Genomic DNA, 15,212 nt, shown 5'->3' on the forward strand with positions numbered 1-15,212 from the left:
TCTTATGTATACTGCCCCTTCCTGTGGGGGCGGCCCCAAATGTGTCAGATTGCATTAAAAATGATGAAGAATGTTCAGAAGAAGTAAATTTCGAAGAAGAACCTGAAGTGATAAATGAAGATAGTAATAACGGTATGGTCGTTAATGGAGATAATTCCAGTCCGTCATTAGTGTTTGAAATTATTAAAATGTTTTTTGCATTAATACTTGTAATAGGTTTAATTTATGTCGTATTAAAACTTCTTGGAAAACGAAACAAGTTAGGTAGTAACATCAAATCTTTGGAAAATGTCGGCGGAATTTCCGTTGGACAAAATAAGTCGATACAAATTGTACGAATTGGGAATCAGGTTTACATGGTTGGAGTAGGCGACAATGTGGAATTACTTCAAGAAATAACTGATGAAGAGACAATTCAACAAATTCTAAATGATGAACAACAGTCAGAGGATTTCCTTGGAGCCAACTTTATGTCTATGTTGACAAAGAATAAAAAGATAAACACGCGAGAAGATGATTCAGACCAATCATTCGAAAAGCATTTTGAACAAGAACTGAATAACCTTAAATATAATCGAGGTAAAATGATTCAAAAGTATAAGGAAGATTCTCATGAATGAATTTATTGATATTTTTTCCAGTTCCGACCCAACCAACATATCGACTTCTATAAAATTATTATTACTACTAACGATTTTTTCATTGGCGCCAGGAATTTTAATTTTAATGACAAGTTTTACTAGAATTATTATTGTTCTTTCATTTGTGAGGACATCACTAGCAACACAACAAATGCCTCCTAACCAAGTATTAATAGGAATTGCATTGTTTATGACCTTTTTTATTATGGCTCCTACTTTCTCAGAAGTTTATGAAGAGGGGTTGGCACCACTATTTAATGAGGAAATCACCTTGGATGAAGCATATGAGAATGCTAGTATGCCATTAAAAGAATTTATGGCTCAACATACTAGGCAAAAAGATTTGGATTTGTTTTTAAATTATACTCAAGCTGATCCTCCGGAGACTGTAGAAGATATACCACTCACTACATTAGTACCTGCATTTGCAATTAGTGAGTTGAAAACTGCTTTTCAAATGGGATTTTTGATATTCATTCCCTTTTTAATTATTGATATGGCTGTAGCAAGTATTTTAATGTCTATGGGTATGATGATGCTTCCGCCTGTAATGATTTCACTACCGTTCAAAATATTATTATTTGTACTTGTGGATGGTTGGTATCTTATCACCCAATCATTATTAGGTGGCTTTTAGAAAGGAGCATGTGTCATGAGTAGTGAATTAGTGTTAACGTTAGCTGAACAAGGCGTCGTTACTATCTTATTAATTACCGTTCCATTATTGTTACTTGCCTTAGGAGTTGGTTTACTCGTAAGTATATTTCAAGCAACGACACAAATTCAGGAACAAACATTGGCATTTATTCCAAAGATAATTGCAGTGTTGGTCGGATTAGTATTTTTTGGACCTTGGATGTTAACAACAATTGTGGAATTTACATCAAATTTATATCAGAATTTAAATCAATTTGTAGGTTAAAACATGTTAGAGTATATAGATTTGAATACGTTACCTGCATTTTTATTAATATTTGTCCGAGTCCTAGCATTTTTTGTGATTATGCCGTTATTTTCTTATCGGTCAGTTCCCGTACAATTTAAAATAGGAATTAGTTTTTTTCTAGCAATTATTATGATATCTACTGTTGATACTACAGGAGTAGCTGTTAATAATTTATATGTTTTTTTAATTGTAAAAGAGATACTAGTCGGGATATGTATTGGCCTGATTGCTTATATTATTGTTGCCGCTATACAGGTTGCCGGCGGATTTATAGATTTTCAAATGGGATTTGCAATCGCGAATGTGGTTGATCCTCAAACAGGAGCACAAAGTCCATTAACAGGTCAGTATCTTTATATCATTTCATTATTATTTTTATTATCCGTTAATGGACATCACATTATCTTAGATGGAATTTTTAATAGTTATTCTTACATACCTTTAAATCAATTTCTACCTTTTGGAGAAGAGTCGATTGTTCAGTTTGTGATAACGACTTTTAATACGATGTTTTTAATTGCATTTCAAATTGCGATTCCTATCGTTGGATGTTTATTTTTAGTTGATGTTGCTCTTGGGATCATTGCCAGAACTGTTCCACAAATGAATGTGTTTGTTGTTGGATTACCATTGAAAATTCTTGTTAGTTTTGCTGCTATATTAGTATTCCTTGCGCTTTATATGAATCTAGCACAACGCCTTTTTGAGACAATGTATAGAGTTATGAATGGCTTAATGTCATTGTTTGGAGGTGTATAACTTGCTTTTAAAATTAGATTTGCAATTTTTTGCAGGTGAAAAGACAGAGAAGGCAACTCCAAAAAAGAGACTGGATGAACGAAAAAAAGGTCGAGTAGCCAAAAGTCAAGATGTTAACACGGCATTATTGCTTTTGGGATGTTTTATCGGTTTGTTCGTATTTGGAAGCTATATGCTTCAATACATGACTGGATTTTTCGAAAAATCTTTTACTGAGTACATTCATTGGGACATTACAGAAAAAAACGTTCAACTAATGTTTAACAGTGCCTCATTAGATGCAGGGTTGATGTTGGCACCAATAATGATTATTGCGATCATTACTGGAATGGCAGCAAACTTAGTGCAAGTAAGGTTTTTGTTTAGTACAGAGCCATTAAAATTTGATTTGAAAAAGATTGACCCAATTAAAGGTGCAAAGCGTATATTTTCCATTCGAGCTCTAGTAGAGTTTCTAAAATCTATGTTAAAAATTGTGTTTGTTGGTTTAGTAACATTTTCTGTGATTTGGATTTTTAAAGATGATATGTTAATGACAGCATTTCTCGATGCAAAAGGTGCGCTAGGTTTTTTCGCCTCTGTCACAGCAATTATGGGGTTTGCCGCAATTATCTTACTCATCTTTCTTGCGTTATTTGATTATTGGTATCAGAAATTTGATTTTGAAAAAAATATCCGGATGTCTAAACAGGACATAAAAGATGAATATAAAAATGTTGAGGGAGATCCATTAATCAAATCAAAAATTAAAGAAAAGCAACGACAGATGGCAACGAGAAGAATGATGAGTGAAGTACCTAATGCAGACGTCATAATTACCAACCCTACCCATTATGCAATTGCAATTAAATACGATGAAGCGAAAGCAAACGCACCATATATTTTAGCAAAAGGGACAGATCAAATTGCTCAAAAGATTAAAGAGATTGCTAAAAATCACGGTGTAATGATGGTAGAAAATCGCCCTTTAGCACGGGGACTACATGATGCTGTAGAAATTGGTGAATTAATCCCAGAAGCATACTTTCAAGCAGTAGCAGAAGTATTAGCTTATGTTTACAGGGTGGAGAAAAAAGCATAACAAGTTAGGAGAGAGTTGTATGAAAGCGCGAGATATATCAGTACTTCTGGGAGTTATATTAGTAATTATCATGTTAGTGATTCCACTGCCAGGAGCACTTCTTAGCTTTTTTATATTAATTAATATTATCTTAGCGCTAATTGTTATTTTAGTTGCAATGAATACTACAGAACCATTGCAGTTTGGTGTATTCCCAACATTAATCTTATTGTTAACATTATTTCGACTTGCGTTGAATGTATCTACAACTAGATCGATACTTTCTGAAGCAGAAGCTGGTGGAGTCGTTGATACGTTTGGAACGTTTGTTATTGGAGACAATCCATTTGTTGGTTTTGTAGTATTTATCATATTAGTAATTATTAATTTCTTAGTTATTACAAAAGGTTCTGAGCGAGTTTCTGAAGTGGCTGCAAGATTTTCCCTTGATGCTATGCCAGGAAAGCAAATGAGTGTAGATGCTGATTTGAATGCTGGACTTATTTCCGAAGCGCAAGCAAAAGAACGTCGTGAAAAAATTGAAAAAGAAGCAGATTTCCATGGTTCGATGGACGGTGCTAGTAAGTTTGTAAAAGGGGACGCCATTGCTGGAATTATTATTGTTATCATCAATATATTATTTGGATTAATTATCGGAATGGTGCAAATGGGAATGTCCATGGATGAAGCAGTAAATACATTTATGAGATTAACAGTTGGTGATGGATTGGTAAGTCAGATTCCCGCACTTTTAATTTCAACTGCAACAGGTATTGTAGTTACACGTTCTGCAGGTAACAATAACTTAAGTGCTGATGTTATGGATCAATTATTACAGTTTCCGAAGCTACTTTATATTGCAGGAGGAACTATTTTCTTATTAGGTCTAACTCCAATTAATTTTTTCTTAACAACTAGTTTGGCGGCGATTTTAATATTAGGTGGGTATTGGATGCAAAACCGGGCAACCAAAGAGGAAGAACCAACGGTTGAAGAAGAGGAAGAAACCGAATCTACTGCATTAAAACAACCAGAAAATGTAGTCAGTTTATTAAATATGGACCCTATCGAGTTTGAATTTGGTTATGGGTTAATTCCACTAGCTGACACAGCACAGGGTGGGGATTTACTTGATCGTGTGATTATGATACGTCGTCAATTAGCAATTGAGTTAGGATTAGTTATCCCGGTTGTAAGAATTAGAGACAATATCCAATTAAATCCAAATGAATACCGGTTGAAAATTAAAGGCAATGAAGTCGCTAACGGGGAACTAATGTTAGACCATTATCTAGCAATGACTCCAGACTTTGGCGAAGAAGAAATAGAGGGAATTGACACGAAGGAACCCGCTTTTGGACTACCTGCAAAGTGGATTAATGAGGAGATAAAGGATGAGGCGGAATTATCTGGCTTCACGGTGGTTGACCCACCTTCTGTAGTGTCTACACATATCACAGAAGTAATTAAGCGTCATGCACATCAGTTATTGGGTAGAGAAGAAACAAAACAATTAATTGATCACTTGAAGGAAAGTAATCCAATTTTAGTTGAAGAAGTAACACCAGAACCATTATCTACAGGTGATGTACAAAAAGTTCTTGCGAAACTGTTACGTGAAAGTGTCTCTATTCGTAATTTACCGATCATATTTGAAACATTAGCTGATTTTTCTAAAATGACTAATGATACAGAGTTACTCGGGGAATATGTAAGACAATCACTGTCTGCACAAATTACGAAAAATTACGCACAAGATAATAATCAAATGAAAGTTATAACTGTATCAGGAAAAGTAGAAAAAACCATTGCTGATAACATTCAACAAACAGAACATGGAAATTATTTGTCTTTAGACCCAGAAACACAGCAAGAAATAGTAAAATCAATTCATGCCGAAGCAGAAAAGTTATCATTACAAGAAGAAACAACCATTCTTATATGCTCTCCTGCTATAAGAATGTACCTAAAACAGTTACTAGATCGATTTTTACCTCAAGTTGTTGTTCTATCGTACAATGAACTCGAACCAACTGTTGAAGTTCAAAGTGTAGGGGTGGTGAATATTGCATGAAGATAAAAAAATATACAGCACCAACAATGCCAGAAGTGATGAAAGAAGTAAGGAAAGATTTTGGAACAGATGCAGTAATTTTGCAATCCAAAGAAGTAAAAAAGGGTGGTTTCCTTGGTCTGTTTAAAAAGACATTTATTGAAGTTGTAGCTGGAGTAGATCCAGAACCAATTATTAGTAAATCATCCCCTAGTGAGAAACAAGTTACAGAACATACTCAACAAAGTCATAACAGAAAAGTGAAAGAAGAAAATCCACTTCGGGAAGAAATTCTAAATTTACAGCGTTTGATTGAAGTACAAGGAAGAACAAGTAAACAAGAATTTACACCTGTTTATCAATTAGCCTATGAGCACCTATTAGCGCAAGAATTATCGCCATCAATTGCTGGGCAATTAATTAAAGACGTAAAAAATGATGAAACGAATCAAGATAAGTACCATGATCAAGAGACAATTTTAATTAAAGTAAAACAATTAATATCTAACAGACTAGAGCAAGTGGATATCGGGTTTACTTATGATCATCGAATTATTCAATTTGTTGGACCGACAGGGGTTGGGAAAACGACAACCATCGCAAAAATTGCAGCGAAACTTTATTTAGAAGATAAAAAGAAAGTTGCATTTATTACATTAGATACTTACCGTATAGCGGCAGTAGAACAGTTGAAAACTTATGCAAAAATATTACACATCCCCGTAGAGGTGGCATATAGTAAGGAAGATTATCGAAAAGCAGTAGAGAAATTTTCTTCTTTTGATGTAATTTTAGTAGATACTGCAGGTAGGAATTATCGAGATAATCAGTATATGAACGAAATAAAAGAATGGCCAAGTTCTCTTAAAGTGACCAATTATTTAGTGTTATCGATGACCTCTAAGCCTAAAGATATGTTGGATATATATAGGCGATTTCAATTACTCGATGTTCATGGTGTTGTCTTTACAAAATTAGATGAGACGGAACAATACGGGAACATTTTAAACATTTGTTGGAACAATAAAATAAGAATTGGTTATTTGACAAATGGACAAGATGTTCCAGAAGATGTCATACAACCATCTGTCGAAGAAATGTCGCATCTAATTCTAAGTGATAACAATGAAAATTGACCAAGCAGAGGGGTTGCGAAAAAGGCTAAGTGATTCCGTTCACCAAGCGAAAACAGTAGCTGTTGTAAGTGGTAAGGGAGGAGTAGGGAAATCAAATTTTGTTGTTAATTTTTCTCTACAACTGATAAAACGAAATAAAAAAGTATTAATCTTAGATTTAGATATCGGAATGGGCAACATTGATATTCTAATAGGAAATCGTTCTACTTATTCTATTGTTGATTTACTCAAAAACGATATACCACTTAATAGTTTAATAGAAAAGGAATCAAATGGTTTACATTATATTGCCGGTGGTTCGAGTTTATCCCAGTTATTCAAATTAACTGATCTTCAAAAAACTAGATTTTATGAAGCTTTTGATACGCTTATACATCAATATGATTATATTTTTTTTGATATGGGAGCAGGAGCTACTGAAGAGTCCTTATTTTTCACACTATCAGCTGAAGAATGTATTGTTATCACAACGCCAGAGCCGACATCCATTACAGATGCATATGGGATGGTAAAGCATATCGTATCCAGAAATGATCAACTTCCTATTTATGCAGTTTTAAATAGATGGAACAAAAGAAGTGATGGGATAGCCTCATTAAAAAAATTCCAAAATGTTATCCAACAATTTTTATCTGTAGAGGTAAAAGCTCTTGGGGTTATTCCGGATGATGTATTAGTTGTAAAGGGAGTTACCGCACAACAGCCGTATTCTGAAGTTTACCCAAGATCTAAAGCATCAAAAGCTATAACACATTTAGCAGATGTTTACTTGCAAGAAAAAAGGAAGAGTAATTCCGCAGACACAAGCTTTCTAGGTAGGTTAAAGAACTGGATGGAAGGGTGATCTTATGAAAAAAGTTCGAGCAATAGTGATTGATGACTCGGCATTTATGAGGAAAATAATTTCCGATATTTTAGATAACGACCCAAGAATTGAAGTAGTAGCTGTTGCTCGCAATGGAGAAGATGGACTAAACAAAGTCATACAGTTATCTCCAGATGTGGTAACGCTTGATGTCCATATGCCTAAAATGAATGGCCTGCAAGCTTTACAACGAATTATGAATGAACATCCCGTTCCTGTTGTAATGTTATCCAGTGTTACGAAAGCAGGAGCAGAAAAAACAATTCAAGCCATTTCAAGTGGTGCAGTAGATTTTATCATGAAGCCTTCGGGATCTATTTCATTAGATATTCGAGATGTAGAAGAAGAAATTCGTAAGAAGGTTATATTGGCTTCTACGGTAAAGGTGAATCCTACCCAAGAAACCGCGGAAGATAATATACAATCAACAAAGACCATAGCTAATATAGATAGAAAAAAAAGATATCGAAGAAGTATTGTTGCTATAGGTACTTCTACCGGAGGACCAAAAGCATTACAAAAGGTGTTAATGGAATTGCCTAAAGATATACAAGCTCCAATCGTTATTGTACAGCACATGCCGCCTGGATTTACAAAATCATTAGCTGACCGATTAAATTCGATTTGTGCAATTTCAGTTAAAGAAGCTGTTCACGGAGAAATATTGCAATCTGGAACAGCTTATATCGCACCAGGAGGATTTCATATGAAGGTGGAGAATGTAGGCATGTCCTTAGCAATAGCATTAGATAAATCTCCTCCGTTAAAAGGGCATCGACCGTCTGTAAATAATCTTTTCAGTTCTCTTCAACATATTAAAAACTACAACAAGATTATCTGTATTTTAACAGGAATGGGCAATGATGGAACAGACGGTTTACAGCAATTGAGATTACATGATGCATCTGCTATTTCGTTAGCTGAATCTGTAGAGACTGCGATTGTATATGGCATGCCAAAAGCTGCGGTGAATGCTGGATTAATCGATTATGAAATCTCATTACAGGAAATACCTGGTTTGATTGTAAAACAATTAAGATAAATTATAGGAGGTATACAAAATGGAACAAGGAACAATAAAGAGCATTAAAATGATTGTTTTTGACTTAGATGGTGGGGAATACGCACTTCCTGTTGAATGGATTGGCTCTATAGAGAGTATGATGCCTATTACTCGCATACCTCATAAGGAAGATTATGTGAAAGGAGTCATCAATCTACGCGGAGTGGTTATTCCAGTTATTGATTTACGTCTAAGGTTAGAAAGAACGAAAACAGATATTAATGAAAATAAACGAATTATCATTTCAAGAGTCGGAGATCAAGAAGTAGGATTAATTGTTGATGAAGCAAATGATGTAATAGATATCCCAGTAAATATTATAGAGGATGCTCCTGAAGTTATTGATTCTGTAAAACCAGAATATCTAAGTGGAGTAGCAAAAATAGATGATCGACTATTAATCTTACTAGATATGCATCACGTCTTATCACTAGACTCAGAAGATTCTACTTGGTTGGAAGAAGAGGAATGAGTAGAAAGCGATTAAATGAAGATCAACGTGACGTGTTGAGAGAAATTGGCAATATCGGTGCTGGAAATGCTGCGACTGCCTTATCCCAGTTGCTTAATCAAAAAATTGACATGAAAGTACCGAAGGTAAACGTAGTTGGTTTTGATGAAGTCATGGATTTGATTGGTGGTCCGGAACAAACAATAGTAGGATTAATGTTTCGTATTAATGGAGACATTCCTGGGACAGTGTATGTAATATTACAAATTGAAGAAGCAGAATATCTTGTGCGTAAATTGACAAATAATCCAGATTACTCTTTGTTTGATAATACGGAAAACCAAGAAATTGCAATATCTGCATTAAGTGAGATTGGCAATATTTTGACAGGTACTTATTTATCCGCATTGTCCGATTTTACTACCATGAATTTGCAACCTTCTGTCCCTTATTTAGGCATCGATATGGCAGGTGCAATTTTAACTGTAGGATTAATTGAGATATCTCATACAAGTGATTATGTGATTATTATCGATACAGAAATGCATCAAGATGATAAACAATTTGAAAAAATTAGTGGTAAATTTCTTTTTATACCGGATCCAGAATCTTTCCATAATCTATTTACAAAGTTAGGAATTGACTATAATGACTAGCGTAGAAACCACTGTTGTTAAAGTTGGTATTGCGGATTTGAAAATTATCCAATTTCCCCAATTGATTCGTACATCTGGATTGGGATCTTGTGTTGGGACTGTTATATATGATGAAAAAAAAGAAATTGCGGGATTATCGCATGTATTGTTACCGAATTCGCAACAAGGAAAGCAAACAAACACTAACCCCTATAAATATGCAGATACGGCTATTCCTTATCTATATCAAGAACTTATTAAACGAGGAGCAGAAGAATCATCATTAAAAGCTAAATTAGCCGGGGGAGCTCAAATGTTTCAATTACGAACTGGTACTGACATGATGAGAATTGGCCCTAGAAATGTAGAATCCGTAGAGCAGGCATTAACCGAACTTGGTGTACCTATTGTAAGTAAGGATGTTGGTGGTAACGTTGGTAGGACAATTGAGTTTGATCCAAGATCTAAACTACTTGCTGTTCGAAAAATAAATCAAGAATCAATGATGATTTAAATCCAGAAATAAGAATAGAAAGGGGAGCTTCAAGTGAATATGACAAATTCTCCTCTGGAACAAAAACTGTGGGACAAATGGAAAAATGATCAGGACGGGGATGCAGCCAATCAGTTAATTAATAATTATATGTATCTTGTTAACTACCACACTGAACGTATTGCAAGTCATCTTCCAAATAACGTAGTGAAAGATGAAATAAGAAGTTTTGGTATTCTCGGACTTTATGATGCGCTAAAGAAATTTGACCCCTCCAGAGATTTAAAATTTGATACGTATGCTTCTTTTCGGATAAAGGGTTCGATTATGGATGGCTTAAGAAAAGAAGATTGGTTACCTCGATCTATACGGGAAAAGACAAAAAAAGTAGAACAAGCAATTGAAGAATATGAACAAAGCCATCAAAGAGAAGCAAATTCTTCAGAAATTGCTATACTAACAGGTATGAGCACCGAAGAAGTAGAAACTACGATGAAAGATGCGTTATTTAGTAATATTTTATCCATTGAAGAAAAACCAAAAGGTAACTCCGATCAATTAAAAGAAGGCATTGGATATTCGATTTCTGATGAAAGAGCTATATTGCCAGAAAACCATATTATTAATGAAGAGTTAAAAGAGGAGCTTATTCAAGGAATTAAACTATTAAATGAAAAAGAGCAGTTGGTTGTTAGTTTGTTTTATAATGAAGAACTTACATTTACTGAAATTGGCCAAGTCGTTGGATTAACTACTTCAAGAATCTCACAAATTCATAAACGATCTATCTTTAAATTGAAAAAAACGTTAGAAAAAATACAAGCTATGTAGTAGCTTGTACAAAAGCGATAAAGTGAAACTTCATTCAGTGGGGGTATTACTGCCCGTCATATACGGGAAAAGGGGTAAAAGGGATGAAAGTAGATAATTCGTGGAGAATTTATACGAGTAAAGACAAAATGGCTGCTTATATAGAAATAGAAAAAGAGGCATTATCAGAAGAAGATATAGCATTGTTTCATGAATCAATTGAAAACCAACTTCATGAACATGGAATAGTTCATGGTATCAAGGAAGATATATTAACTAGCATTGATTTAACTGTTATAGAACCTATTCTTATAGCAGAAGGTACGAAGCCAATAAATGGTGAAGACGGTAGGCTAGAAATTCTAGCAAACTTAGACACTTCTATTAATCGAGAGGAGCATTGGGATTATCGAGAAGTTATGCGAATACCGAATGTCACAAAAGGTCAATTGCTTGCCAAATTAATCTTACCTAAAAAAGGTGTAGATGGGGTAGATGTTACAGGAAGAGATTTAAAGGCGAAGGATGGAAAACAGAAGAAGATTCGAGCGGGAAAAAATGTTGTTTGGAAAGAAGATGCTCATTCTTTTTATGCTGTTAGTGATGGACAAATTAGTATTAACAATCAGCAAATTCAAGTATTACCTGTATTTAAGGTGAATGAATCGATATCCATGAAAACAGGGAATTTGGATTTTGTTGGTAACATTGAAATACAAGGGGATGTACCGTCTGGTTTTGAGATTAAAGCAGAAGGTGATATACGTATACAAGGCATGGTAGAAGGGGCAACAATAATAGCTGGTGGATCTGTTTTTATTATGGAAGGTATAGCTGGGAAAAATATCGGAAGTATTCAAGCTGGAAATGATATTGTACTTGGTTATTGTAATCACTCTCATATACAGACTGGGAATGATTTATATGTAGAAAAATCGATTCTTCATAGTGATTGTACAGCAATCGGGCATGTGTTTTGCAAACTAGGGAATATCATAGGTGGAACAGTATCTGCTGGGAAAACAATGGAAGCGAAAGACATCGGAAACCGATTAGGAATTACGACAGAGATTGCATTTGGAATTAATAAGAATGAATATGAAAAAGAAAAACAATTACTTAATCGAAAAAAGACTTTAGAAGAAGATGTTGAAAAAATACGAAAAGTTGGTGACAGATTACGTAATGGAAGTATAGATAATGACCCGAAATTACGCTTATCATTGTTGCGACAAAGAAAATTATTAAAACAAACAGAAGAAGAACTGCAATTAATTGATCAATCTTTATTCGTAATTCAATCGACAATTGGTTCTGAAAATAAAGCATCTTTAACTGTCCGAAATTTCATTCATCCAAATGTTATTATTTCTTTTGGAAAATATAAAAGAATTATTAAAAGTGCTCACCATTTTGTCAAAATCCAAGTATCAAAGAATGAAATTGAAATTATTCCGTTATTTGAATAATTAAAGGAGATGCTTGTATGGGTTGGAAATCAATTGAGATGCAAGTAGCGTTACCTCGAGTTCAAGATGCAGGAAAGATACAGGATCAAATGGATAAACAAGGACAACATCTTCAGGAATCGCTAGCGCAGTTACAAGCGAAAAAACAAGAACTGAGAAGTAAAAAGGTGAATGAATTGAATCATACATATAAAGTAGATTCAAACAACAAACGTAAACATGAGAGTAAAGATGAAAATAAAGATGACAATCAAGAGCAAAAGTCAGAGCATCCGTTTTTAGGAAGCAAAATTGATTATAATGGATAGTTTAGGGGTGAATTATGTCTTCTCTTTTATGGATTATCAGTTTTTTATTACACATGATTGCCTTATTAGCAATTTATAAATTATTACAACAAATTCAAGTCTTAAAGCAACGACCTGCTTCTGAATCGAATATAGATTCAAAACTAAAACATTACATAGAAGAAATTAGACAAGAGAACCAAAATCTACAAGCGCTAATACAGAAGGGGGCTACTCCTGACCAAAAGCAGCAAAGTAATGGTGTATTAGAAGAATTTAATCTCCAAGAGGAGCCATTTAGTGAACAAATAAAAGAGAACTTCTCAAGTGAAGATGCAGAAGATACAGTTGAGGCATCATTGGAAGCACGAGTATTACAACTTTATAATCAAGGCAAAACAATTGACGAAATTGCAAGTGAATTGGAATGTGGCAAAACAGAAGCTGAGATTATTATAAAGCTTCATCAAAAAAATGTTTGAAATAACTTGCTTCACTAATCATGTTGTGGTATAGTAACTTTTGGTGTAAATAGTCTAGTCATGAACGATTAGAACAAAAAACACACGTATAGGGATTTGTAGGATTGGTGCTGATATGAATCAGTGTTTCTATAAAGAAGATCTATACGGAGGAAAAAACCATTAGGAGGAATGCAACATGGCAGCAATTTCAATGAAACAATTGCTAGAAGCTGGTGTACATTTTGGACACCAAACTCGTCGTTGGAATCCGAAAATGAAGAAATATATCTTCACGGAGCGTAACGGCATTTACATCATCGACTTACAAAAAACAGTTAAAAAAGTGGATGAAGCATACAACTACGTAAAGGAAATCGCATCAAATGGCGGTACAATCCTTTTTGTTGGTACAAAAAAACAAGCACAAGATTCTGTGCGTGATGAAGCAATCCGTTCAGGTATGTACTTTGTAAATCAACGTTGGTTAGGTGGAACATTAACAAACTTCCAAACTATCCGCAAGCGTATTAATCGTTTGAAATCCATTGAGAAAATGGAAGAAGATGGTACATTTGAAGTATTACCTAAAAAAGAAGTTGTAAATCTATTAAAAGAAAAAGAACGTTTAGTGAAATTCCTTGGTGGAATTAAAGAAATGACTAAGCTTCCAGATGCATTATTTGTAATCGATCCTCGTAAAGAGCGTATTGCAATTGCTGAAGCTCATAAACTAAACATTCCAATCATCGGAATTGTAGATACAAACTGTGATCCAGATGAAATTGACTACGTTATTCCAGCTAATGACGACGCTATTCGCGCCGTGAAGCTTTTGACTTCAAAAATGGCAGATGCTATTTTAGAAGTGAAACAAGGGGAAGAAACAGAAGTAGTTGAAGAAGAAGCAAACGAAGCTGTTGCTGAAGAAGAAGCGGCAGAAGAAGTTTCAACTCAAGAGTAATCATTGAAAAGGTGAGGGTGATAAGAGGATAGAAGCCTTTTATCACCCTTTTTTAAAGAATTAAATTATTGATTTTAAGGAGGACCATACATGGCTATTACTGCACAAATGGTAAAAGAACTACGTGAAAAAACTGGTGCTGGAATGATGGATTGTAAGAAAGCACTTCAAGAAACAAATGGTGACATTGGACAAGCAATTGATTTTCTACGTGAAAAAGGAATGGCAAAAGCTGCGAAGAAAGCAGACCGTGTAGCAGCAGAAGGATTAACTCATATTGAAGTTGATGGTAACAAAGCTGCTATTATTGAAGTAAACTGCGAAACTGATTTCGTTACAAAAAATGATCAGTTTAAACAATTATTAACGGATCTTGGAAAACATTTAGTTGCTCACCAACCTGCTTCTGTTGAAGAGGCTCTTCAACAAAAACTGCACGGTGATGGAGATACAATTGATTCTGTAATTACAAATGTTGTTGCAAAAATTGGTGAAAAAATCTCTCTTCGTCGTTTCGAAGTAATTGAGAAAACAGACAATGATGCATTTGGAGCATACTTACACATGGGTGGGCGTATTGGAGTTCTTTCATTACTTGAAGGTACTACAGATGAAGAAGTAGGTAAAGATATTTCCATGCATGTAGCAGCAGTAAATCCTCGTTACGTATCTCGTGATGAAGTAGCTGAAGAAGAAGTGAACCGTGAACGTGAAGTATTAAAAACACAAGCATTAAATGAAGGTAAACCAGAGAAAATTGTTGAAAAGATGGTAGAAGGTCGTCTAGGCAAGTTCTTTGAAGAAATTGTATTATTAGAGCAAAGCTTCGTAAAAGATCCAGACCAAAAAGTGAAAAAATATGTAGCAGATAAAGGTGCTACTGTAAAAACTTTTGTTCGTTATGAAGTGGGCGAAGGAATGGAAAAACGCGAAGACAATTTCGCAGAAGAAGTAATGAGTCAAATTAAAAAATAGTTGCAACAAATTAGGGGACATTAATTTGTTCCCTATTTTGGCAAGTAAGGGTATTTTTAAGCTTTACCATATAAGTGTAACTGGAACTTTAACGTATGGTTTACCAAGCTTATTAATTAGTAAAAGTGATATAATAGTAAAAAC

General features: G+C 34.5%; 18 protein-coding genes. All 18 read left to right on the forward strand.

What is annotated here, in order from left to right; genetic code table 11:
• The first annotated feature begins 41 nt into the window (after positions 1–41).
• The 18 genes from AQ616_RS13180 to tsf all read left to right on the forward strand — a co-directional run bounded on the left by AQ616_RS13180 (position 42) and on the right by tsf (position 15,068).
• Positions 42–620, forward strand: a complete 579-nt coding sequence (locus AQ616_RS13180) for a flagellar biosynthetic protein FliO (protein WP_017796683.1) — start codon at positions 42–44, stop codon at positions 618–620.
• Positions 613–1,278: a flagellar type III secretion system pore protein FliP gene (gene fliP, locus AQ616_RS13185; protein ID WP_017796684.1), complete on the forward strand. Its 666-nt coding sequence runs from the start codon at positions 613–615 to the stop codon at positions 1,276–1,278. Before AQ616_RS13180 ends, fliP begins: the two co-directional genes overlap by 8 nt.
• A 15-nt stretch (positions 1,279–1,293) precedes the next feature.
• On the forward strand, positions 1,294–1,563 hold the full coding sequence (gene fliQ / locus AQ616_RS13190; protein WP_017796685.1) for a flagellar biosynthesis protein FliQ: 270 nt from the start codon (positions 1,294–1,296) through the stop codon (positions 1,561–1,563).
• Between the two features lie 3 nt (positions 1,564–1,566).
• Positions 1,567–2,346 (forward strand): flagellar biosynthetic protein FliR, encoded by a 780-nt coding sequence (fliR, locus tag AQ616_RS13195; protein ID WP_069685967.1) that lies wholly within the window; start codon positions 1,567–1,569, stop codon positions 2,344–2,346.
• Between the two features lies 1 nt (position 2,347).
• Positions 2,348–3,427: a flagellar biosynthesis protein FlhB gene (gene flhB / locus AQ616_RS13200; protein WP_017796687.1), complete on the forward strand. Its 1,080-nt coding sequence runs from the start codon at positions 2,348–2,350 to the stop codon at positions 3,425–3,427.
• 19 nt (positions 3,428–3,446) lie between these two features.
• Entirely contained in the window at positions 3,447–5,480 is a 2,034-nt protein-coding gene (flhA, locus tag AQ616_RS13205) for a flagellar biosynthesis protein FlhA (protein ID WP_017796688.1), read from the forward strand.
• On the forward strand, positions 5,477–6,595 hold the full coding sequence (flhF, locus tag AQ616_RS13210; RefSeq protein ID WP_017796689.1) for a flagellar biosynthesis GTPase FlhF: 1,119 nt from the start codon (positions 5,477–5,479) through the stop codon (positions 6,593–6,595). Before flhA ends, flhF begins: the two co-directional genes overlap by 4 nt.
• A complete protein-coding gene (locus AQ616_RS13215; protein ID WP_017796690.1) occupies positions 6,585–7,439 on the forward strand; it encodes a MinD/ParA family protein in 855 nt (284 codons plus the stop codon). Before flhF ends, AQ616_RS13215 begins: the two co-directional genes overlap by 11 nt.
• A gap of 4 nt (positions 7,440–7,443) precedes the next feature.
• Positions 7,444–8,502, forward strand: a complete 1,059-nt coding sequence (locus AQ616_RS13220) for a protein-glutamate methylesterase/protein-glutamine glutaminase (RefSeq protein ID WP_069685968.1) — start codon at positions 7,444–7,446, stop codon at positions 8,500–8,502.
• Between the two features lie 19 nt (positions 8,503–8,521).
• Positions 8,522–8,995 carry a chemotaxis protein CheW gene (locus AQ616_RS13225; protein WP_017796692.1) on the forward strand — a complete coding sequence of 158 codons (474 nt, stop codon included), beginning with the start codon at positions 8,522–8,524 and terminating at the stop codon, positions 8,993–8,995.
• Positions 8,992–9,630: a chemotaxis protein CheC gene (locus AQ616_RS13230; protein ID WP_017796693.1), complete on the forward strand. Its 639-nt coding sequence runs from the start codon at positions 8,992–8,994 to the stop codon at positions 9,628–9,630. The genes AQ616_RS13225 and AQ616_RS13230 overlap by 4 nt, the downstream gene beginning before the upstream one ends.
• Positions 9,623–10,123, forward strand: coding sequence for a chemotaxis protein CheD (locus AQ616_RS13235; protein WP_069685969.1), 501 nt, complete (start codon positions 9,623–9,625; stop codon positions 10,121–10,123). The genes AQ616_RS13230 and AQ616_RS13235 overlap by 8 nt, the downstream gene beginning before the upstream one ends.
• Positions 10,124–10,156: 33 nt before the next feature.
• On the forward strand, positions 10,157–10,933 hold the full coding sequence (locus AQ616_RS13240; protein WP_084822480.1) for a FliA/WhiG family RNA polymerase sigma factor: 777 nt from the start codon (positions 10,157–10,159) through the stop codon (positions 10,931–10,933).
• Positions 10,934–11,016: 83 nt separating this feature from the next.
• Positions 11,017–12,381 (forward strand): DUF342 domain-containing protein, encoded by a 1,365-nt coding sequence (locus tag AQ616_RS13245; RefSeq protein ID WP_069685970.1) that lies wholly within the window; start codon positions 11,017–11,019, stop codon positions 12,379–12,381.
• 17 nt (positions 12,382–12,398) lie between these two features.
• Entirely contained in the window at positions 12,399–12,689 is a 291-nt protein-coding gene (locus tag AQ616_RS13250; RefSeq protein WP_017796697.1) for a hypothetical protein, read from the forward strand.
• A gap of 14 nt (positions 12,690–12,703) precedes the next feature.
• Positions 12,704–13,150: a DUF6115 domain-containing protein gene (locus AQ616_RS13255; RefSeq protein ID WP_017796698.1), complete on the forward strand. Its 447-nt coding sequence runs from the start codon at positions 12,704–12,706 to the stop codon at positions 13,148–13,150.
• A 178-nt stretch (positions 13,151–13,328) separates the two neighbouring features.
• On the forward strand, positions 13,329–14,093 hold the full coding sequence (gene rpsB, locus AQ616_RS13260) for a 30S ribosomal protein S2 (RefSeq protein ID WP_017796699.1): 765 nt from the start codon (positions 13,329–13,331) through the stop codon (positions 14,091–14,093).
• 90 nt (positions 14,094–14,183) lie between these two features.
• The gene (tsf, locus tag AQ616_RS13265; RefSeq protein ID WP_017796700.1) at positions 14,184–15,068 is read left to right on the forward strand and encodes a translation elongation factor Ts; all 885 of its coding nucleotides are present in this window, start codon (positions 14,184–14,186) and stop codon (positions 15,066–15,068) included.
• The last annotated feature ends 144 nt before the right edge of the window (positions 15,069–15,212 follow it).

The sequence above is a fragment of the Oceanobacillus sp. E9 genome, from assembly GCF_001741975.1.
GTDB classification, from domain to species: domain Bacteria; phylum Bacillota; class Bacilli; order Bacillales; family Amphibacillaceae; genus Oceanobacillus; species Oceanobacillus kimchii.